The organism is Alteromonas sp. AO-Serp, assembly GCF_017849675.1.
Taxonomy (GTDB): Bacteria; Pseudomonadota; Gammaproteobacteria; order Enterobacterales; family Alteromonadaceae; genus Alteromonas; species Alteromonas macleodii.
In genome coordinates this window covers 1-22,035 of sequence record NZ_JAFLMX010000189.1, presented here as the reverse complement: position 1 = coordinate 22,035, position 22,035 = coordinate 1, and the positions used below count along the sequence as shown (strand labels likewise).

The following is a 22,035-nucleotide window of genomic DNA, read 5'->3' as shown; positions in this document are numbered from 1 at the left end:
CATCAGCATCCAACCTGACATGTCAGACGCACCCGCAGACAGTGCGGTTACTTGAGGGCTAACTTGTCGCCCTCCCAAAATATAACCAGAAATATCACTGGTAGATTGTCGGTAAGCAAACAACCCTATCCCTAACATCGCTATAAAATACACCGCTAGTGATAGGTAACTTTCCATTGGCATAACGTTCGTTATTTCCTCTATTGCTCTTCGAAAACTCGTAAATGAAAACGCCATTTAACCTTTGCTAATTGAAATTCAAAAGCAAATAATTAAATCGAACAATAATCATTAGAGCTCTAACAATATAAGGATCTGACAGAAAATTTCAAGTGCAATTTTTAAACAACATCGTTTAACTGGCACTTATGTTTAAATTAGCACCAACCATGTTTCACAGCATATTACGCTAATAAAACCCAAAATTATCATTATTATTCATTAACTTAAAAACTCTGAGTCATTTATGAAACAATTTAACTTTAGCTGAAAAGTCGCAAAAAACAGCAACTTTACTATCAGCTAAAACATTTTCATTAAAAATACTTTGTTACGCGCACTCAGACGAAATAACATCCAAAAGAAGCTTTTCTACAGGCAGTAAATGGGTAAGTTGCGTACAATCTTCACTATGTAGCGAGCGAACCCGATTAATTAGCTTCTCACACGCCTTTTCGTCATTTTTCACAGTAAATAGTTTCGGATGAATATAATATTTCCTGCAAACGGTGGGAGTATTGCCAAGTTCTGCTGCAACACACTTACTTAACGTACTCTCCCATTTCTTGGTTCTGGAGTTTGCTATCTGTTCATAAACACTGGGCAGGTTTGTTAGTGCAAATCGACTTGATGCCCACGTTCGAAAGTCTTTGCAACTGAACTGTTCACTTAGTTCGTTGTGGATGAACGCATTAACGTCTTCGCTCGTTACGTCGTGCCATTGTTTATTCTTATCTTGATAACGAAATAAACAGTAACCTTGTTGTTGCGCACAGTCACAAACTAATGAAGCAAGCTCAGGGTCGTTTACTTTTAGTGTTCTTGGTTTGCCGTGCTTACCAATGTAAGCAAGTTCAACACTATCGTCACACTGCGCTTGCACATGCTTGCGCCGCAATGTAGTTAACCCATATGTGTTATTTTCCTTGCTATATTGAGCGTTGCCAACTCTAGCACCTGTGTAATCGAGCAACAGGCACACCAGCGCGCAAGCTCTTTCTTGCGTCCATGTTGGCTGTGAAATTAATGAAAGACAGTGCTCACGGAACCCAGGAAGTGCATTACCAAAGGCAACCAAACGCTCAAATTTTTCTACTTGCTGCTGCTCGTGCCATTTGTTGTGATAGATATATTGTTTACGTCCTTTTTCGTCATAGCCGACAGCTTGAACGCTGGCTTTACTATCACGGCTTATAAAGGTGTCGCGCCAATTTGGAGGAATGACAAGCTTTTTGATACGCTTTAGCACGCGCTCTCCTGTGACTTTCTTTCCACTTGCATAGCGATAGTAAAACCGTTTATCACCGCAAGCGATGCGCCTTATTGATAGATGGCTATCATCAGAGTAGACGTTGCAATAGCCTTTAATCCGTTTCATTTATAGATACTCCTTTCCTTACCAGCTAAGAAGACCGACTGTTAAGGTGCTGCTACGGCCGCAGATGCTCGCTGTGCTTTCTTAGTCAGATTGCAAACAACGGTACCAAATCTCAATTTATAAATAGAATCTACAGAAGAACGTACAGAAATGATCACTACACGCAAGTAACCTTGCCGCAAGCCGACGCTTCCACGGCAAGACAGTGATTTTAAAGGCCATAACGAATTTTCACGCTATGTGTAAAATTATCACAGTACCGGCTGTTTGGTCCGGTAGCGGCGCTTGCTAAAACTCAGCATATCGCTTCGAAATCCTTCTTTATTTCGCCTTAAAGCTTACTAAATCATATTTAACATTCCGAAAATAACCATTAATAACAATAGCATAAAAACAAACCCTCTCTTTTTTCTACTAAAGTATAAACCGCTACTTTTCTTCGTCGGAATGCAACTTGAATAAGTATGAACAATAGTTGTCGAGTTACCTATGCACTTAGGTGAAGCCGAACAGCAATACCCTGTGAAGTGCAAGTGAAGTGGATTGATTTAGAGAGTCCAAGTAAGAAGTCGAGGATTTAAAGATGAATGTTCAAAGTTCGAAAAACGTAGAGTCAAAAAGCGAAAACAGTAATGAACATGAGAATTTGAGAGCCCATGTTGTATCAACCGGTGATTTGCAAGTCGCGGCTGTATTTCCGTCAAAACGTAAAGTGCAGGAAGTACTTGAGATAGTTCAAGACCAAACATCTGTTGAGGTATCTCAAGTAGAAATTATCGAAGCTGGCGACCCTAAAATGAGTGAAAAACTTGAACGTAACAGCGCATCCATTGGCAAAAGCATGTGGTCGTCCCACCTGTTGCTTGGTTCAATCGGTCTGATTGTAGGTTTAGTGGCGGCATTTTTGTTAACGCAGTTTGGCCCAGCGCTTACTCAACAAAATCCTTTGTTTACCTACATAGCACTAATTAGCCCAGGCATATTCATTGGGTTATTCATAGCGGGTTTAATCGGTTTACGTCCAGACAGAAATGAGGTTATACAGACCGTAAGACACGCGGTTAGATATGGTAAAGTTGCGCTGGTAATTAACCTTAAAAAGTCACAGTCTGCTTCTAAAGTCTCGCAATTACTGAAGCAGCACACCGACAACGTGGTCGAATCTATTCGGTAGCAAGACTAGCGACATAATATGGAACGCTGCTTCAAAGCAGAATGTGATACAGTAATCATAGCGGAGTTATCAATCTAGCTGTTCCAATATTTTCGAAGGGCAATATAACGAACTCCACGTTTATTGCCCTTCGTCGTTTGGTCGGCGTTATTCTGAAAGAGAGATTAGGCACCAATTGTATGGATTTAATATTTTTTGATTTAGATGGCACTTTATTAAATAAGTCTTCTGAAATCTCCTCGTTTACTAAAGAGACGTTGGGCTTGCTTGGTGAGAGAGACATTGCATTCACCGTAGCGACGGGTCGTACCATGCATTCAGCGCAATTTGTGCTACAAGGTCAGTCTTTTGTACTCCCTCACATTTATAATAATGGGGTGGCAATTTGGGATCCTGCCGGAAACGCGCTAACACTAGAAAATTTGCTCGCGCCCAGTGAAGTAAATCTTATTATCGAGCACGCCGTAAATAATAATATTACGCCTTTCATTAACACAGTGAATATGGATAGCCCAGATCACGAGCACGTGATTTACCATTCGTCGCCTAAGCATCAGGTGGAACACGATTTAATTGAAAAGTATTTTTCGCGCACTAAAGCGCGATTAGCGTCTATTGAGTCGCTACCTGCTAATGCACATATAACAAACATCAGTATGATCGGAGATGCACCGCTAGTCTATGACATGTATAAGCAGCTCAACATGCACGAAGGACTGATAGCGTACTCTGGGCCAGCTATCGAAGGGGATGAGTACCGTTGGATGGATGTACACCACAATCTTGCGAATAAAGGTAGTGCGGTAGAGCTTTTGCGCCAACAGTTGAATGCAAGCAACGTTATTGTGTTTGGCGACAGTGATAATGATTTAAGTATGTTTAAGCTAGCAGACGAGGCTTATGCACCTTCTAACGCTAAACCTTATATCAAAGACGCCGCCACTTCCGTCATTGGGCATCACGATGAAGATGGAATCGCCCGCTTTCTACGAGAGCGATTCTCACTTTAGAAGATGCTGATTAAAAAGCATCGTGAAAATGGTAGCCTTCAAACTATATGAATTAGGCTAGTTAATTAAGGCTACCACTCTATAGGCTCTCTATCTTTTAAGAATTGGCCATGGGGGCCACCCTCTTCCATGGTTGCTAACCAAATAGCCGTATCTGCTCCCTCCTCGGGCGTTTTGGGCGCATCACTCCCCCCCATTCTGGTGTGCACCCAACCTGGGGTCATGCTATTAACGGTTACATCAAGAGACTTACCGTCAGCAGCTTCATCAACTACCGCTGCCATCTTAACCGTAAGCGCATTAATAGCAGCCTTTGTTATCGCATAGCACATTGGTCCTTTCAGTCCCTCGGCGAAGCTACCGTAACTAGAGCTTACATTGATAATACGCCCAAAACCTCGCTCAATCATTTGCGGTAACGTTTGCTGGATAAGTGTAAGCGGGGCGTTCACATTAATTTGCATCGATTTAGCCAACGTCTCAGAATTTACATCTTTCCATGGCGTGTCGTCTAAGATACCTGCATTGTTTATGAGGATATCAACAGGGCCATACACGGCCTCAGCTCGAACAAACGCATCGACGATGGCGGTTTCGTTATCAAGAGGCATCTCAATAATATGCAAATCCCCTCCCACAATATCTTTCTTGGCTTCAAGGCCGGCCTCTTCGTCTCGACACCCCATCAGCACTTTATAGCCTTTAGACAGCATTCCTTTTACTATTTCTAGACCTATACCTCTGTTTCCACCTGTAACTAATACGTTTTTCGTCATTGCCAATACACTCCTTGCATTTACGCTTGGGCTTGTTTTGCCTCAAAACGATTGGATAAATAAAAACACAGCGGGAAGATTACACTCCACACTAGAGCGATAAAAATATAAGAAAGCACTACGCTTGCGCCCAATTCAACCGCGCCGAATTTGGCGCCGGCGATATAACTGAGCGGCGCGAAGATAGCTCCAGCAACCGCCGCAACGGCCATTCGACCATTAAAGGCGGTTAAACTGTGATAGACCGTACCTGCAAAGGCTGCCCATAGAAGACTTAGCCAAATTGGAATTGGCCAGAAGCTGACCAGCGTTTCTGTCTCGTTAAAAATGAACAGCCCGCTTAAGGTTAAAAGCGCATCAACCACCGTGCCCAGTAAAAATACCGTGCCCATTAGCTTTATATCTTCCACTCGCTTGGGCGAAATGACTATCCATAGAAGGATTAACCCTAACACTGGAATTACTGCTTTATTCTGGAACAAGATGACCAGCCACCAAATTCCTTGGAACCATACAAAGTTCGCAACCTTTAGTACCGCACTATTCTTCATTTGAAACGCTCATATTTTCAATACCAAAACATACGTTTACCGGTACGTGATAGTTCAACGCTATTGCGACAAAAGTAAACGAAAACGCTCCAGTGTAAGTATAGATGCATAGACTGTTTGCTCTTTCCAATTACAAAGGATGTGTTAATCGTGAAAATGGTGAAGTATTACGTACTTGGTGCATTAGTGGCGTTAGCACTAACGCTGACCGTGCCAGTGATATTGTTAAAAGTGGTATTTGGTTGGATTGCATTTTCCCTTATTGCCGTAAGCAGCGCCTATTTGCTCAACTATCCAAGCCTGTTTCGCAAACGTGAGGATGGCTCAATACCATTCTACATACGCTGGATTTTTGTACCTTTTTTACTGGGCTCTTGGCTTTACAATGAATACGCACGCAGAACGGATAAAGTCCCTCCCCTACAAAAAATTGAGCCGCACTTATTCCTTGCGTGCCGCATGTCGGGAAAACACGTTAGCCTTTTAAATGAAAACAACATTGATGCCATTCTAGACGTAACCGCTGAATTTGATGGACTGGATTGGACGGCATATCAAGAAGATTACCGCTACTTAAACGTACCGGTACTCGACCATACCAGCCCCACTCCTGAACAACTTGTTTTAGCAATAAATTGGTTGAATCAGCAAATTTCTGAAAAGAAAAATGTTGTTGTGCATTGTGCGCTTGGACGAGGTCGCTCTGTTCTGGTGGTTGCAGCCTATTTACTGGCCAAAAACCCTTCGTTGAGTGTAGATGATGCATTACGTGAAATTAACCAGATACGCCAAACAGCAAGGCTCAACAAACGTCAATTAGCATCGCTGCAGCAGATTAGAGATGGTGGCCTACTTTCACTACAAAAGAATCTAACCCTTATCGTTAATCCAGTTGCCGGTGGCGGTAAATGGGAGCAATACCGAGATGACGTTCTTTCTCGATTAAATGAAAAATTCAAAGTGACAGTGAAAGAAACCACACCTGAAGTAGATGGTAAGGCACTAGCAGAAAAGGCAAAACAAGACGGCGCCCACATTATTGTCGCATGCGGAGGCGATGGAACGTTAACTGAAGTCGCCTCGGCATTGGTCAACACCGACGTTACCATGGGGATTATCCCTTTTGGTACAGCAAACGCACTGAGCCAAGTGTTGCATGGCTACATTAGTAAAGTCATGCCTATTAGTACAGCATGCGACATGATTATAGAGGGCAACACCCTAGCCATAGATACCGCAACCTGCAACGACCACGTTATGCTTTTGGTAGCAGCAGTTGGCTTCGAGGAAAAAATGATTTCGGCCGCTGATCGCGAAGAAAAGAATGTAGGCGGCCAGTTTGCCTACCTAAAAGGGCTATGGAACGCGATTTCAAATAATGAAAACATGACGTTTAAAGTAGCAAAAGACAACCAGCCAGCTGAAACCTTAGAAACGCCGAGCTTTGTTATTGCAAACGCAGCCCCAATGACCACAGCACTTGCTCAGGGCGCAGAGCCGCCCGACATCACCGATGGGAAGCTTGATTTGACCTGGCTATTACCTCAGCCCAGCTCTGATAAACAATTCGCATCGTTAGCAGAGCTAGTGCTAAGTCCAGCTGAAGCAAAGAAACAATCTGAATCAATACGGCACGAACGCGCATCAAGCATAACGTTAACATTTGATAAGCCCACGGCGTACGCTGTCGACGGCGAGATCTACGAAGGCGAAAAGCTTGAGATAAAAACATGCCCTCGAAGCCTTAACGTTCTCACCAATTTTGAAGAAAAGGATTAAGCAGTACATGACTCAGAAAAGTAACTTTGAAGAAATCTACACCTTTCTTAATGAGAAGTTTGCTAACGAAACGGAATATCTACAAGCGGTACACGAAGTATTAGAAGATATTGTTCCTATTTACAATGCAAACAAAGACTACAAAGCGTTCGATATTATAAGACGCATTTGCATGCCTGAACGCATTATTTATTTTACCGTGTCGTGGATGAACAGTGATGGCGATATTGAAGTCAATCAAGGTTGGCGTGTACAGCACAATTCAGCCATGGGTCCTTACAAAGGTGGCTTGCGCTTTCATCCTACCGTCAACTTATCGGTGCTTAAGTTTCTAGCTTTCGAACAGTGTTTCAAGAATGCCCTGACCGGCTTACCCATGGGCGGAGGTAAAGGCGGGTCAGACTTTAACCCCAAAGGGCGTACTGATCGCGACATTATGTTGTTTTGCCAAGCCTTCATGCGTGAATTACAGCGACATATTGGCGCAAATACCGATGTACCTGCAGGTGACATAAACGTTGGCGCAAGAGAAATAGGATACCTTTATGGCGAGTATCGCAGACTAAACAATAAGTTCGAAGGCGTGTTAACCGGTAAAGGCTTAGAATTTGGTGGTAGCTATGTGCGTACTGAAGCTACGGGCTTTGGCTTAATTTACTTTTTAGAAGCGGTATGTCGACATCAAGGTACTCCAATTGAAGGTAAAACCATTGCAGTGTCTGGAGCCGGAAACGTAGCGTTGCATGCTGCACTTAAAGCGGTAGAGAAAGGCGGAAAAGTTATTTCGCTGTCTAATAGCCGAGGGCTTTTACATAATGAGAATGGGTTAACTGATACCGCGCTTAAATGGGCAATTGACAACCATGCAAACCGCAACAATATCCTTACTGACATGGCAGATGAAAACATGGGCAAGTGGATAGCTGATAAAAAGCCTTGGCATTTAAAATGCGACATAGCACTGCCTTGCGCAACGCAAAACGAACTACTTGAAGAAGATGCAAAATCACTGCTAGATAACGGCTGCCAAATGATACTAGAAGGTGCGAATATGCCGTGTACAAACGAAGCGCAGGCTTTGTTTTTAGACGCCCAAATTGCATACGTACCAGGCAAAGCATCTAACGCTGGCGGCGTTGCGCTATCAGGCTTAGAAATGAGCCAGAACGCAATGTTCAATCAACGTAACGCAAGCGCACTCGATGAACAGCTCTATTCAATTATGGAAAGCATTCATCAGCGCTGTGTTGATGAGGGTAAATCTGAAGGCGATGCTGGAAGCAGCTACGTTGATTATATGAAAGGCGCCAATGTAGCAGCATTTCGTAGACTCGCTGACGCCATGGTCGCACAAGGCGTGTAGCGCATATCCCATCTCCCTCTTTCGGTAAATTCACGGACTTCCTGCCGTGAATTTATCGGAAACTGACTTGTAAAATTTGCGTTGTCCCCTTCCCCAATTCAATGACTCTGTGTCACTTCATTTGAAATTTCTTTTAAAAATCAGCGCGTAACAGATATCTCACTAATGGAATAAAAATAGCATTACCACAGGTGTGATTCATTTTTTAGGTATTTATAAGGAACTACCCATGAAAATTTTTGAAGCTTTGCGTCAAGACCATGAAAAGCAACGTTTACTGCTTAAAATTCTTGCTGAAACAAGCGGAAACACTGCTGCGCGCCGTGAATATTATCAAGAGCTTAAGACACAGCTTGAAAGTCATGCCATCGCTGAAGAGCGCCATTTCTATTCTCATCTTCTGGAGAAAGATGCCACTGTAGATTTAACACGTCACGGCATTGCAGAGCATCACGAAATTGATGAGCTACTCGCAAAGCTCGATGATACGGATATGAGTTCACCAGCTTGGTTGCGTCATTTGAAAACACTTCAGGAAAAGGTGGAACATCACCTTGCCGACGAAGAACAGGAATTCTTCCAAGTTGCAGGCAATGTGCTTAATGACCGCCAAAAAACAAAACTTGCAGATGAATATCAAAAAGAGATGAAGCAAGAGTTAGACGACGAAAAGCTCACCGCCTAACATGGAATATGTCACGTTGCCGAAATCGTCCTATTCGACAAACGTCATCACGTAAAAAGCCAGCTATTAACGCTGGCTTTTGTTTATTTCATATTTGGTTGCTGTACTCGCTACGACTATGCGATTTATTGCATAGCCGCCAATACAGCGTTTTTCACCACCTACTTTTTGGCGATGATGTAAACAGCGTGAATAACACCTGGGAAATAGCCTAGAATAGTTAAAAGGATATTAATCCAAAAGTGAGCACCGATACCCACTTGTAAAAATACGCCCAGCGGTGGAAGTAAAATCGATAAAAGTATACGAATGATGTCCATAATAAATTCCTTGTTTTTGAAGTAATTTCACAACTCAGTGGGCAAAATACTCACACTTTGGCGAAGAAATCAGGCCCGCAGAGCGTTTTACACGCTTCATTATTAGTTTTGCATTTACGATGCCATGTCGCCAAATACTGCGGCAAAGGCATGGTGATTACTGTAAAACAATAAATTTAATTTGAAGAAATAGCTATTCACCGAAAGGCGTATTTTGAAGCCAGTCTTCAAGGTCTGAACGGCTAAGTGGGCGACTAATGTAATAACCTTGAACGATATCACAGCCCCAGTCCTTTAAGATTTCAAGCGACGCTACGTCTTCAACACCCTCAGCCACAACCTTTAAATTAAACACATTCGCCAAACTCAGCACGGTATGAACAATTTGCTGGTCGTTTTCATCACTCGCCAGCGACAAAATAAAACTCTTATCAATTTTAATCGTTTTTACGGGCAAGTTCTTTAAATAGGCTAACGACGAATAGCCTGTACCAAAGTCGTCGATGGCGAAATGAAAGCCCCGCGCCGTTAGTTCATTAAGGTTCTCTATAGCAAGCGAGGCGTCAGCAACTAAATCGCTTTCTGTTATTTCAAGTTCCAGAGCTTCAGGTGACAGACCTTCCTGAGTTAAAAGCGACACTAGCTTCCCTAGAAGTACCTTATTTTGAATATCCTGAGTAGATAAGTTCATCGCAACGGTGAACCCATACCCCATGCCTCTAAAATAAGCTAAGTCTGAAATGGTTTGCTTCATTACCCAAGTCGTAACTTGCTCAATTAACCCTGCTTGCTCAGCAATGGTAATAAACTCATCAGGTGGAACAAAGCCCAGAACACTATTATTCCAGCGAATAAGCGCTTCCATGCTGCATACTTTCATTGTCTGCAGATCTATTTTTGGCTGGTAAACCATAGACAGTTCGTTTTGCTGGCTAGCCAGTGCACGTTTTAGTTCAGTGGTAATTGATAGTCTGCGATTGTATTTATCTTCTAATTCCGTTCTGTAGCGAACGCACCAGCTGTCGCTGTGTATCGCTTCATCAGTAACAATATTCATTTTTCTGAATAATTCTTCTGATGTTGTTGCATCTTGCGGGCACTGGATAACCGCCATTGCGACTTTTACTGGAATTGCAATCAGGTTACTTTCCACTGGTTGCTCTAATATGTGCTTGAGCGTTTCGAGCTGGTCATCATTAAGTGAATCTTGCGTAATATATAAAATCTCACCGCCAGCTAATCTTGCGGATGTACCAGGCCAACGCTGAAGCCTCTCGGCCAATGCTTTCAGTGTATTATCGCCGTTAGAGTAACCGTAGAGGTCGTTAATGGTTCGAAATCCGATTACGGTAATGGCAACAACCTGTAACTCTCTTTCTTCTTGCAGTTGTGACTCGAAGAAGCCTTCAACATAGTTCCGATTGAAAAGCCCGGTAAGCACGTCGTGTTCTGCTTGATAACGAATATGATTTTCACGACTTTTAATACTTGCTTGCATGCTATCGACTGCGTTGGCAAGTTCGGTAATCTCTTTGAGGTTCGACGGTGCGTCAAGGGTTGCGCCATAGCTTCCTGACGCGACCTTATTCACTGCTTTTACCAAGGTAGACACTGGTCGACTCACGTTCCTGGCAAGCAGCAGAGAAAGACCCAGAGCAATGAATATTGCGACTAAGCAAAATGCCAGAATCGTCAATTGAATACGTGTGAAAGCACTAAATGAAGACGTTGTATCTACAGCTAGAGTTATCTTAACCGGCAAATTGCCATCAGAGGCGATATTCACCTCACGGGCAAAGTAAGTAAGCTCGTCTTTAAAGGTTACATCTATCCACGAGGGGTCGTGTTCTGACGCGAGGATCCGTTGCGCATCATTTTCTTTTAAGGTAGTCGTAAGAACGTCATTGGTATCAGTTCTTGAGATAATAATTTCAGCGTCTACGAGCGCTTTTAGTTCTTCTAATAAACTGCTATCAAACTCAACGCCTATTAACATGTAATATCTAAGCGTAGGTATTTCTACGCGAATTAGATTTAACTGTACTAATTTGTTATCGACTACGAAGAAACCGCTGTCTTTCCCTTTAGCAACCAATGCTAGGCTACTTTCCACATTTTGACCGACTTCGAATAGGTCTGTACGCGTTACAACTACTTGATGGTCTAGACTTACCAGAGCGATGATATCGGTGTTTAGTCTCTGCGCGTAACTGGTAAACGCCGCTTCAATAGAGGGTATATTCTCTGTGCCAACCGCACGCCTGAAATCAAATGAGCGAGACAGTACTTTTGAAACGTTGCGTATGACAGCTTGACGATCCGCAACCACTTTATCAAATACTTTCTCTGCTAAAACAATATTGTGGTCAATGTTTTGAACAACGAGAGTATTGGCTGAGCGCCACACTGCTCCAATTATCAGAAGTGATGCTATCACAATCCCTATGAATAGGGTTTGGAACAAACTCTGACTAAGTGTTTTTTGCACTATAGTGCCTCGTAAAAATTGTTTTGTTTATGTCGCAGACAGTATGACTAAGTATTGAAAAGCATAGCTGAATAATAAAAATAGGAACAGACATAACATCCTGTAAATTTTAGATTTTAACGCTTTGTTACAATTAACAAGGCCAGTTAAAAGTGAGCGTACAGGGTCACCTTAACAAGAATTTCACGGTGTAAAAACAGAAAAGGCCAGCATTGCGCTGGCCTTTACATTTATTTGGTGCGGAAAGCGGGACTTGAACCCGCACGAGCAATGCTCACCACCCCCTCAAGATGGCGTGTCTACCAATTCCACCACTTCCGCGAAAACTTTTTAGTTTGAACCTTCAGCGTCGTCAGACTTTGGTACGTCTGTCACATCGCTTTCAACAACAGGAACGTCAGTTTGAGCTGCATCTTCAATAACTGGTACGTCTTGATCAGCTGGTAGCTCTACTGACTCTTCTACTGCCGCTGGAACTTCTAGGTTGTTCCACTCATCTTCTGCGCTTTCACGGTTTGCAGTCATTGCACCCAAAGAAAGGCTAATTAAGAAGAACAAGCCTGCTAATATAGCGGTCGTACGAGTCATGAAGTTACCTGAACCTGATGAACCGAAAACAGTGTTTGAACCGCCTGAGCCAAATGAAGCGCCCATATCTGCACCTTTACCTTGTTGGATCAATACAAATCCAATAAGTAATAGCGCTACAATTAGGTATGCTACTAATAGCACTTCGTAAATCATAAATACCTCGTCAGTTTGCCGCTTGGCAAATTGAAATAAAATCTTCAGCTTTTAAACTGGCTCCGCCAATTAAACCGCCATCAACATCTTTCTGTGCAAATAGGGTTTCAGCATTATCTGGCTTAACACTACCACCGTACAAAATACGAAGGCCTTGAGCCAATTGTGCGTCTACTTTATTAAAGTAGCCGCGAATAAATTCGTGTACTTCTTGTGCTTGCTCAGGGCTGGCTGTTTTACCAGTACCAATTGCCCAAATCGGCTCGTATGCAATAACAGTTTTGCTGAGTTCGTCTACCGACATGGCGCTAACTAGTGCATCTAGTTGCTCACCAACAAACGATTCAACATCATCTGCTTCTCTCACTTCAAGTGGCTCACCTACACAAATGATGGGTACGACACCTGAAGAAACACATTGCTTTGCCTTTAATGCAACAAGTTCGCTTGACTCGCCTTGGTCTTCTCGTCTTTCTGAATGCCCAACAATTGCGTAACCGCAACCTGCTTCTTTAAGCATTTCAACTGACAACTCACCAGTGTGAGCGCCGTTATTAAGATGACTTACGTTTTGAGCACCAATGGCAAACGAATGGGTTTCAAATGCGTGTAAAAGAAGTGAAGGAGCGCAAATTACGATTTCCGAATCAGCTTTTACATTCGCCAGTTTTTGATTAAATTCAGCAACTAATGCCAAATTTCCGTTCATTTTCCAGTTGCCAGCCACGAATGGCTTTCTAAGATTTTTACTCACAACGCAGACCTTAGCCCTGTCTTCAAAGCGGGCGTGATATTAACTATTTAATTGAGAAGATACAAGCACAAAAAGCAAAATTTCCTGCTACGCCAACTAATTGGCGAGATTACGAACAGTTTCAGCAATATGCTCTGCCCATTTGTGAGATTGGCTTTCGTCATTCGACTCAACCATCACACGAATTAACGGCTCAGTACCACTTTTACGTAGAAGTACCCTGCCCGTTTTACCTAACGCAGACTCAGCCTCTTTCTTAGCATTTTGTACATTGCTGTGTGCTAAATAATCCACTTCTTGGTTAGCGTACCTCACGTTAACTAGCGTTTGCGGGTACATTTCAAACCCACTCGCTAAGTCGTGTAAGTCCATGTGCGAACGAAGCATTGCTGCAAGCACTTGAAGCCCGGCTACAATGCCGTCACCCGTAGAGCTCATATTAAGATTGAGAACATGACCCGAGTTTTCACCGCCAATAGACCAGCCTTTTTGTTGTAGCAGCTCCATCACATAACGGTCGCCAACATTACTTCTTGCGAAGGGAACACCAAGCTTTGACAACGCATTTTCAAGGCCTAAATTGCTCATCAAAGTGCCAACGACGCCACCCTGCATTTTGCCGTTCTTAAGCGCGTCGCGGGCAATGATGTAAACAATCTGGTCACCATCAAGCACATTACCAAGGTGGTCTACCATCATAATGCGATCGCCATCGCCGTCTAGGGCAAAGCCAAGATCAGCGCCGGTCTCCTTAACCTTTTCAACAATCGCATCCATTGAGGTTGCGCCTACACCGTCGTTAATATTTAAACCGTTCGGCGCTGTACCAAGTTCGATAACCGTAGCACCTAACTCTCTCAATACATTGGGGGCAATGTGGTACGTTGCGCCATGTGCGCAGTCCACAACAATTTTAAGATCTGTCAGCGATAATTCTGAAGGGAATGTCCCCTTACAAAACTCAATATAACGACCCGCAGCGTCGTTTATACGCGTAGCCTTACCCAGCTTATCAGATGCCACACATGTCATTGGACGCTCAAGCATATCTTCAATCGCTAATTCGATATCATCATCAAGCTTAAAGCCTTGCGCTGAGAAAAATTTAATGCCGTTGTCATAAAAGGGATTATGTGACGCACTAATCACTATCCCTGCTTCTGAGCGAAATGTTTTGGTGAGATAAGCAATGGCTGGCGTTGGCATGGGGCCTAGCAAGCCGATATTGATACCAGCAGCCGATAAACCCGCCTCTAAAGACGACTCTAACATGTAGCCAGAAATACGCGTGTCTTTACCAATAAGTACTTTGTTCGTCCCTCGTCCGGCAAGGACCTTACCTGCTGCCCACCCGAGTTTTGTAACAAACTCTGGGTTGATATTGCTCTCGCCTACCTTTCCGCGGATACCGTCGGTGCCGAAATATTTGCGCTGCGTCATTATTATTCCTTATTTTACTGAATTCAGCATTTTCACGATATTGACAGCATCAGCTGTTTCTTTCACGTCGTGAACGCGAATTATCTGTGCGCCCATTTGGGCGACAATTGTAGCGAGGCTTATGCTTCCCGCCAAGCGCTCATCCACTTTTCTATTTAGCAAATTGCCAATCATCGACTTGCGAGACATGCCTACTAACACTGGGTAACCCAGCTTCATAAGCGATGGCAAGTGTTTCACCAGCGTATAATTGTGTTCCAGTGACTTTCCGAAACCGTAGCCAGGGTCGAACAAAATCTTGTCTTTAGCAATGCCCGCTTCTTCACACACTTTGGTGCGCGCGAGTAGAAACTGACCCACATCATTCACTACATCATCATACTCAGGGCTTTGCTGCATGGTTCTGGGTTGCCCCTGCATATGCATTAAACAAACAGGTACTTGTGCTTCAGCTGCTACTTGCAATGCACCAGGCTCTTGTAACGCGCGTACATCGTTGATTAGCCCCGCGCCGGCTTTCACCGCTTCCCGCATAACGTCAGCCTTGCTGGTATCAATAGAAATAACACATGGGGTATTTTTAGCTACGGCTTCAATAACGGGTATTGTGCGGTCAAGCTCTTCCTGCAGCGATACGTCGGGCGCGCCTGGCCTTGTCGATTCACCACCTATATCAATAAAAGTTGCCCCTTCTTCAATCATGCGAAGCGCATGGTCAAGGGCTTGAGATACATTTGTGTGCTTGCCGCCGTCAGAAAATGAATCAGGAGTAACATTTAAAATGCCCATTACCTGAGGCTGTGACAGACCTATGAAGTACTTACCAAACTGCATGAATTACCTGCATTACCTTTGTTTTAAAATTACCGTATTTCTTAGACAGAAAATATGTTGAGAAATGAAGCTATAAAGCAAACTGATTTTGACCCGCTGTGTTAGCAATGAAACCTACTTAAAAATGCATGCTCTTTGCCTTGTTGCTTGCTGAATTCTTTGATTTGTTCTTCGCTGTGTTTTTTGCATTGTTCTTTGCAAAGAACAGTGTGAAGCGTAACGAAATAAATAACTCAGCTAACACCGTGACATAAACTGTAAGCCAAATTCTCAGATTAAAATCAATCAGCTCTAACAAAAAACGCCAGTTAAACTGGCGTTTTTCAATGGATGTAGAAGGTTAGCTTGGAATATCGCCCGGCTTACCTACCGACGGTTTGTCTACACCGTCATTTTTAATTTCACCTTCACGAACCGGCGCACCACCACTCGGCTTATCGCCACCCGATGGCTTGCTGTCATCCCAGTCAGCAGGAGGACGAACGTCAGTGCGGTTCATCAGATCATCAATTTGCTTAGCATCAATGGTTTCGTACTTCATCAGTGCGTCTTTCATTGAATGTAAAATATCGATGTTGTCTTCAAGGATCTTTTGAGCACGCTCGTAGTTGCGGTCAATCAGTGACTTAATTTCCGCATCAATGGCACGTGCTGTGTCATCAGACATGTTTGTTGCCTTAGACATAGACTTGCCTAGGAACACTTCACCCTCGTCTTCAGCGTAAAGCATTGGGCCCATTTTGCTCGACAAGCCCCATTGGGTGACCATCTTACGTGCAATTTCAGTTGCGCGTTCGATGTCGTTAGATGCACCCGTGGTTACTTTGTCGTCACCATAAATAATGGCTTCAGCAATACGCCCACCAAACAAGCTAGAAATCATACTTTCTAAGTGCTGTTTAGAGTGGCTCACTCGGTCTTGCTCTGGTAAGTACATGGTCACACCCAGCGCGCGACCGCGTGGAATGATTGACACTTTGTATACCGGATCGTGCTCTGGCACTAAGCGACCTACGATAGCGTGACCCGCTTCGTGATACGCTGTCATTTCTTTTTCAGGCTCAGACATCACCATAGACTTACGCTCAGAGCCCATCATGATTTTGTCTTTCGCTTTCTCAAACTCTTCCATAGAAACAAGGCGCTTGTTGCCGCGAGCAGCGAACAATGCAGCTTCGTTTACTAGATTAGCAAGGTCAGCACCTGAGAAGCCTGGTGTACCACGAGCAATAACTGACGGCTCTACGTTATCAGCCACTGGCACTTTGCGAATATGAACTTTAAGAATTTGTTCACGGCCGCGGATGTCAGGAAGACCAACCACTACTTGACGGTCAAAACGACCTGGACGAAGAAGCGCAGGGTCTAGTACGTCAGGACGGTTAGTTGCCGCAATAACGATAATACCTTCATGACCTTCAAAGCCGTCCATTTCAACAAGCATCTGGTTAAGGGTTTGCTCACGTTCGTCGTGACCACCACCTAGACCAGCACCACGTTGACGGCCTACCGCATCGATTTCATCGATAAAGATGATACAAGGCGCCGCTTTTTTCGCTTGCTCAAACATGTCACGCACACGAGATGCACCTACACCCACGAACATTTCAACGAAATCAGAACCAGAGATAGTAAAGAATGGTACTTTCGCTTCACCGGCAATGGCTTTTGCAAGCAACGTTTTACCTGTACCAGGAGGACCTACCATAAGTACGCCCTTCGGAATTTTACCACCTAGCTTTTGGAACTTAGACGGGTCGCGTAGGAAGTCTACCAATTCAGATACATCTTCTTTCGCTTCGTCACAGCCTGCTACGTCAGCAAATGTTGTCTTGATTTGGTCTTCACCAAGCAAGCGAGCTTTGCTTTTACCGAATGACATAGCGCCACGGCCGCCGCCACCCTGCATTTGACGCATGAAGAAAATCCATACACCAATAAGCAGTAACATGGGGAACCATGAGATGAAAATAGACGTCAGAAGAGACTGCTCTTCTGGTGGTTCACCGTACACTCTTACGTCGTTCTTAACCAAGTCAGATACTAACTTGTCATCGAAGTAAGGTACGAATGTTTGGAAAGTTTCGCCTGAACGCTTAGTACCTCGAATTTCGCCACTATTATTGATGCGAACTTCTCGAATATTTCCCTGTTCTGCTTCTCTCAAAAACGTTGTGTAGTCAGTTTGCGAACGAGACGATTCACTCGGTGAAAAGCTCTGGAAAACCGACATTAAAACAACGGCGATGACTAACCATAAGATTAAATTTTTTGCCATATCGCTCAATGCTACTAACCTCTATAAACCCGAATTGCTTGTATATTCAACAAGTTGTTTATTGAATAAACGACACAACTCGCAACGAAAACCGCTTATCTCAAAGCGTACTACACTTTATACCCACAAGCCACCAAATACACCTCTCGCGAACGTGATCTGGACGAGTCAGGCTTACGCGTCTTTATGGTTGTGAAAGATTGTTTAAGTGCGTTCATGAACTCAACAAACCCCTCACCTTGGAACACCTTTATGACAAACGAACCACCAGGCTTTAACACTTGGTGACACATATCAAGCGCTAGTTCGCAAAGATACATAGAGCGAGATTGGTCAACCGACGCGTTACCTGCAAGGTTCGGTGCCATATCAGACAACACAATATCTACGGTGTTCCCACCGATTCTGTTCAATAGTGCGTCGAGAACAGCGTCCTCTCTGAAATCACCTTGTAAAAAGTCTACGCCCACGATTGGGTCCATGGGCAAAATATCGCACGCGATAACTTGACCATTGTCGCCAACGAGCTGTGCGGCTAGCTGTGACCAGCCCCCCGGTGCAGCACCAAGGTCTACAAGTGTCATTCCCGGTTTAATAAGCTTATCTTTTTTCTGAATTTCTTCCAGTTTATAGATAGCTCGCGAGCGCCAACCTTCCTTATTTGCTTTTTGCACATAATGGTCGTTAACGTGTTCTTGTAGCCAGCGTTTACTGCTGGCGGAGTGTTTCTTTTTTGTCATTCCAATACAATGTCATTAGGATTGTAGAGAAGATGGCGTTAGAATACGTTATTTCAAGCATAAACTAACAGATTAATTGTAAGAAATATTACTTCATGAAACTTTCAAATAAACAGAAACAATTCCTAAAAGGCCTTGCACACCCTTTAAAACCTGTTGTGCAGCTAGGTGGGAACGGCCTGACAGAAGGTGTGGTTGCCGAAATTGACAACGCCCTTAGCCATCACGAATTAATTAAAGTTAAGGTGCCAACAGACGATCGCGAAGAAAAAGCGCTAATCATGGATGCCATTGTTCGTGAAACAAACTCAGTTAAGCTACAGGTAATTGGCCACACGCTAATTATCTACCGTCAAAGCGAAGACTGTAAAATTCAGTTGCCAAAATAACTGCAAAATAACTGAATGAAAGGTGCCGATCCCTCTCGGCACCGTAGTTTTTCTTCTTACTTCCCGTTAACATCACGTTAATAATAGTGAAAAACTAGGGTTTAAGGGAAATCTATGACGCTAAATAATCTTACTGCCATTGTTACTGGCGGTTGCTCCGGACTTGGTCACGCCACTGCTATCGCACTTCGAGATGCAGGTGCTAACGTCAGCCTTTTCGACTTAAATGAAGAGCTTGGCGCACAGCGCGTAGAAGAATTAGGCAATAACAACACACTTTTCACCAAAGTCGATGTACGCGATGAAACTTCTGTTCAAGCGGCTATAGACGCGACAACCGAAAGGTTTGGCGCCATTTCTTTAGTGGTTAACTGTGCAGGCATCGCCCCAGCTAAGCGACTGCTTGACAAAGAAGGCAATCCGGCGCCGTTGGGTGACTTCCAGAAAACTATCGATATTAACTTAGTAGGAAGCTTTAATGTTTCTCGCTTAGTTGCAGCGACGATGGCAAAGCAATCGCCAATTAACGGGGAAGGCGAACGCGGTCTTATCGTAAACACTGCTTCAGTTGCTGGTTACGAAGGTCAAATAGGGCAAACCGCTTATGCCGCGAGTAAAGGTGGTATTATCGGCTTAACCCTTCCAATGGCTCGAGACTTAGCCCCGTTGGGTATTCGTGTTAACACCATTGCGCCGGGTGTAATGGGCACGCCAATGCTACTTGCTATGCCAGAAAAAGTGCAAGACGCCCTTTCTGCTAACGTTCAGTTTCCTAAGCGCCTTGGGCTACCAGAAGAATTTGCTAAGTTAGTTATCCATATGGCGAACAATAGCTACCTAAATGGTGAGACAATCCGCTTAGACGGCGGGCTGCGCATGCCTCCAAAGTAGTGAATAAGCACATTAATAATTTAATCAAAAAAAACCGCCTTTCGGCGGTTTTTTTTAAAGCGTTATCTATCAGCAATAGTTAACTTTTCATTTTGATTAGCGTATCAGCTTCTACCGTGAAACGATTAAAGAAATCGTCTTCTAGTTCGCCGGTAATGCGCACGCGCTCGCCTTTCATTAGCGTTAGGTAACCATCCGCATCCACAGGTGCGTCCTCTAACTCATCAAGCTCTACCGTGAGGGTGGTATCGCCCACGTCAATTTGTAACGCTTCTTTGCCAATTGATTTAACGGTACCTACAAGCACCATTTCTTCATCGTCAAACTCAATGTTACTTGCTGTACTTAAATAAAGATCTGCCGAAGCCTGATTAACCGACTCAGCTAAGTAAACAGTATCCATACCATCAACAATCACACTCTGAGCAACTAACCTTTCGCTTGAAAACATGCCATCATCAAGACGCGCCGTTACCATGACTTCTTCGCCTTTCATTTTTGCATAGGCATTACTGTCAAGGTCGGTGTCTCTTAACTCAACAAAGATATTCCCGTCACCGTAATCTAACGTAAAGAATTTTGAATCTACAGCAGACACCTCACCGGTCAACGTAATCCACGTATCACCAGACTCAGATGTCCTGGACTCAGGTTGCACTGACGCTGAAGCTGCTTGCATTTGCGCAGTTTTCATCTCGTCAACGTTAGCTTGTGCCATTGCAGATGACCCCATCATTGCGACTGAAACCAGTGTTGCTGTAATCGTTTGTTTTGAGTTAAACATCGTAACCTCCTTAAAGGCATCATTGTTATCCATTCGATAAACTCTGATGCAAACCCAATGCCGCGCATATAAATCAATAGCTTAAGTGAAGTACACCTAATCTATCTATTTGCTAAAAAGAAAAATATTCCGACTATTGAAGAGATTACAATGTATCTTGCATGCGTATTTGTGAGGTGCTTACCCTTCAGATAAAAGAGTTAAAATAATACGCCTTACTGTGTAAAGTAGTGTTATGGAATTAGGTTAAGCACAGTGGACGGCAAATGTCTCACCCTCATCAACATATTGATACGCCACCTATTAGTAGTGATGTCGAAAATAATACCGCAGATAAATTAGAAACCGTTGAAACAAAGGATATAGTCACGCCCTATGCGTTTGGCGTGGCTAACTCGCTGTTAGGCAAGCGTCTGGCTACACCTTTTCAACGAGGGTTGGCTCAGTGTATTGACCTACTATTTGTCGCCATTTTGAGCTCACTGGATGCACTGTTTTTGGCGATTATTGCTACAGTGACGTTTTATAAAGCTAGCCGCAACGTGGCCAATCAAAGCCATAAAAAAACTACGCGTTCATTTCTTCGAATAGGTGGAGCGTTCATGCTCTTTTGGACAGTGTTGCTTACGTTAGATGCTGCCAATGAGGCTAATTACTTTCGTGACGATGCAACTGTCAGCAACGTGATCGACTCGCCTAATCGCCCAGGTGAGAAAAATGGTGCGAATGATGATATTGGAGTAAATGAGCAAGCTCAAAATAAAGGTGTGCATGAAAATGGCCTACAGGAAGCTGAAGATATTGAAAGTGACCTAGCAGATTTCGATGACGCAACTTCAGAGCCCTCAGCAAACACATACAGCATTGTCGCGTGGATCAAAGGGTTAATTACTGAGCTTGGCTTAGGCTTTGGTTGGGCCGCGCTTTATTACAGCGTGTTTACCGCTTGGTTTAACGGAAAAACTCCAGGTAAACGACTGCTAAATATACAAGTACTCAAACTCGATGGTTCTGGACTGTCGCTATGGGAGAGCTTTGGTCGTTATGGAGGTTATGGTGCGGGTTTAGCAACTGGCTTGTTGGGATTTGTGCAAATTTACTGGGATCCTAACCGACAAGCTATCCAAGATAAAATTTCAGAGACTCTGGTCATCAGCACCCGCGATTAGCGCGCTCTGGTACTTGCGTTTAGCATTGAATGGCTGTGTGCACGTTCTACTGAAAAAGCGCATCTTTATTAGCGCATCAACCAAGATTAATGCAAAAATCAAGAAGCGCGTCTCGACACTGCAAGTACGCGCTTCGTTTTTATCTATTCGCCATCGCCCCCATTAACAATAAGCGCAATATTGTATAGACGGTTTACGGCATGGTAATTGATTGAATTTTTGGGGTAACGACCTTTACTGCTTATTTTACCCGCTTCCTGTTCCATCAA

At 43.7% G+C, this 22,035-nt stretch carries 20 protein-coding genes, 1 tRNA gene and 1 pseudogene; 8 read left to right on the top strand and 14 right to left on the bottom strand.

The genetic code is table 11. The features are described 5' to 3' along the window. Together QVA83_RS13110 and QVA83_RS13105 are read right to left on the bottom strand one after the other, a co-directional pair. Window positions 1-183: pseudogene (locus QVA83_RS13110) on the bottom strand (sodium:proline symporter); the annotation flags it as partial. A 367-nt stretch (window positions 184-550) separates the two neighbouring features. Then, window positions 551-1,597, bottom strand: coding sequence for a DNA topoisomerase IB (locus tag QVA83_RS13105; protein ID WP_014949379.1), 1,047 nt, complete (start codon window positions 1,595-1,597; stop codon window positions 551-553). Window positions 1,598-2,180: 583 nt separating this feature from the next. Here QVA83_RS13105 and QVA83_RS13100 point away from each other — a divergent pair. Both QVA83_RS13100 and QVA83_RS13095 read left to right on the top strand, forming a co-directional pair. Next, window positions 2,181-2,771 (top strand): hypothetical protein, encoded by a 591-nt coding sequence (locus QVA83_RS13100; protein ID WP_014976475.1) that lies wholly within the window; start codon window positions 2,181-2,183, stop codon window positions 2,769-2,771. Window positions 2,772-2,950: 179 nt separating this feature from the next. After that, a complete protein-coding gene (locus QVA83_RS13095; protein ID WP_014949377.1) occupies window positions 2,951-3,781 on the top strand; it encodes an HAD family hydrolase in 831 nt (276 codons plus the stop codon). Window positions 3,782-3,852: 71 nt separating this feature from the next. Here the strand turns inward: QVA83_RS13095 and QVA83_RS13090 are convergent, their stop codons facing one another. Then, complete coding sequence (locus QVA83_RS13090; protein WP_014976474.1) at window positions 3,853-4,557, bottom strand: SDR family NAD(P)-dependent oxidoreductase; 705 nt, start codon at window positions 4,555-4,557, stop codon at window positions 3,853-3,855. A 20-nt stretch (window positions 4,558-4,577) separates the two neighbouring features. Continuing rightward, entirely contained in the window at window positions 4,578-5,108 is a 531-nt protein-coding gene (locus QVA83_RS13085) for a DUF2878 domain-containing protein (protein WP_131136470.1), read from the bottom strand. Window positions 5,109-5,258: 150 nt separating this feature from the next. Here QVA83_RS13085 and QVA83_RS13080 point away from each other — a divergent pair, with 150 nt between their 5' ends. The 3 genes from QVA83_RS13080 to QVA83_RS13070 all read left to right on the top strand — a co-directional run bounded on the left by QVA83_RS13080 (window position 5,259) and on the right by QVA83_RS13070 (window position 8,935). Continuing rightward, a complete protein-coding gene (locus QVA83_RS13080) occupies window positions 5,259-6,887 on the top strand; it encodes a diacylglycerol kinase family protein (protein ID WP_156078315.1) in 1,629 nt (542 codons plus the stop codon). A 7-nt stretch (window positions 6,888-6,894) separates the two neighbouring features. Next, entirely contained in the window at window positions 6,895-8,250 is a 1,356-nt protein-coding gene (gene gdhA / locus QVA83_RS13075; RefSeq protein WP_156078314.1) for an NADP-specific glutamate dehydrogenase, read from the top strand. Between the two features lie 229 nt (window positions 8,251-8,479). Further along, entirely contained in the window at window positions 8,480-8,935 is a 456-nt protein-coding gene (locus QVA83_RS13070; RefSeq protein ID WP_014949372.1) for a hemerythrin domain-containing protein, read from the top strand. A 161-nt stretch (window positions 8,936-9,096) separates the two neighbouring features. Here the strand turns inward: QVA83_RS13070 and QVA83_RS13065 are convergent, their stop codons facing one another. The 9 genes from QVA83_RS13065 to rlmE all read right to left on the bottom strand — a co-directional run bounded on the left by QVA83_RS13065 (window position 9,097) and on the right by rlmE (window position 18,533). Beyond that, a complete protein-coding gene (locus QVA83_RS13065) occupies window positions 9,097-9,255 on the bottom strand; it encodes a YqaE/Pmp3 family membrane protein (protein WP_014949371.1) in 159 nt (52 codons plus the stop codon). Window positions 9,256-9,448: 193 nt separating this feature from the next. Next, window positions 9,449-11,743, bottom strand: coding sequence for a putative bifunctional diguanylate cyclase/phosphodiesterase (locus tag QVA83_RS13060; protein WP_014949370.1), 2,295 nt, complete (start codon window positions 11,741-11,743; stop codon window positions 9,449-9,451). A gap of 235 nt (window positions 11,744-11,978) precedes the next feature. Next, window positions 11,979-12,064: transfer RNA gene (locus tag QVA83_RS13055), tRNA-Leu, on the bottom strand. Window positions 12,065-12,073: 9 nt separating this feature from the next. Then, the gene (secG, locus tag QVA83_RS13050) at window positions 12,074-12,487 is read right to left on the bottom strand and encodes a preprotein translocase subunit SecG (protein ID WP_014949369.1); all 414 of its coding nucleotides are present in this window, start codon (window positions 12,485-12,487) and stop codon (window positions 12,074-12,076) included. A 10-nt stretch (window positions 12,488-12,497) separates the two neighbouring features. Then, the gene (tpiA, locus tag QVA83_RS13045; RefSeq protein WP_014949368.1) at window positions 12,498-13,241 is read right to left on the bottom strand and encodes a triose-phosphate isomerase; all 744 of its coding nucleotides are present in this window, start codon (window positions 13,239-13,241) and stop codon (window positions 12,498-12,500) included. 96 nt (window positions 13,242-13,337) lie between these two features. Further along, window positions 13,338-14,681: a phosphoglucosamine mutase gene (gene glmM / locus QVA83_RS13040; protein WP_014949367.1), complete on the bottom strand. Its 1,344-nt coding sequence runs from the start codon at window positions 14,679-14,681 to the stop codon at window positions 13,338-13,340. A gap of 9 nt (window positions 14,682-14,690) precedes the next feature. Beyond that, complete coding sequence (gene folP, locus QVA83_RS13035; RefSeq protein WP_014949366.1) at window positions 14,691-15,515, bottom strand: dihydropteroate synthase; 825 nt, start codon at window positions 15,513-15,515, stop codon at window positions 14,691-14,693. Window positions 15,516-15,855: 340 nt separating this feature from the next. Continuing rightward, entirely contained in the window at window positions 15,856-17,802 is a 1,947-nt protein-coding gene (ftsH, locus tag QVA83_RS13030; RefSeq protein WP_014949365.1) for an ATP-dependent zinc metalloprotease FtsH, read from the bottom strand. 101 nt (window positions 17,803-17,903) lie between these two features. Continuing rightward, a complete protein-coding gene (gene rlmE, locus QVA83_RS13025) occupies window positions 17,904-18,533 on the bottom strand; it encodes a 23S rRNA (uridine(2552)-2'-O)-methyltransferase RlmE (protein ID WP_014949364.1) in 630 nt (209 codons plus the stop codon). A 95-nt stretch (window positions 18,534-18,628) separates the two neighbouring features. Here rlmE and yhbY point away from each other — a divergent pair, with 95 nt between their 5' ends. Further along, a complete protein-coding gene (gene yhbY / locus QVA83_RS13020) occupies window positions 18,629-18,922 on the top strand; it encodes a ribosome assembly RNA-binding protein YhbY (protein WP_014949363.1) in 294 nt (97 codons plus the stop codon). 114 nt (window positions 18,923-19,036) lie between these two features. Continuing rightward, window positions 19,037-19,813 carry a 3-hydroxyacyl-CoA dehydrogenase gene (locus QVA83_RS13015; RefSeq protein WP_014949362.1) on the top strand — a complete coding sequence of 259 codons (777 nt, stop codon included), beginning with the start codon at window positions 19,037-19,039 and terminating at the stop codon, window positions 19,811-19,813. 79 nt (window positions 19,814-19,892) lie between these two features. Here the strand turns inward: QVA83_RS13015 and QVA83_RS13010 are convergent, their stop codons facing one another. Then, window positions 19,893-20,597, bottom strand: a complete 705-nt coding sequence (locus QVA83_RS13010) for a hypothetical protein (protein WP_156078313.1) — start codon at window positions 20,595-20,597, stop codon at window positions 19,893-19,895. A 266-nt stretch (window positions 20,598-20,863) separates the two neighbouring features. On the opposite strand from QVA83_RS13010, the gene QVA83_RS13005 reads away from it, so the two are divergent. Continuing rightward, window positions 20,864-21,766 (top strand): RDD family protein, encoded by a 903-nt coding sequence (locus QVA83_RS13005; protein WP_156078312.1) that lies wholly within the window; start codon window positions 20,864-20,866, stop codon window positions 21,764-21,766. The last annotated feature ends 269 nt before the right edge of the window (window positions 21,767-22,035 follow it).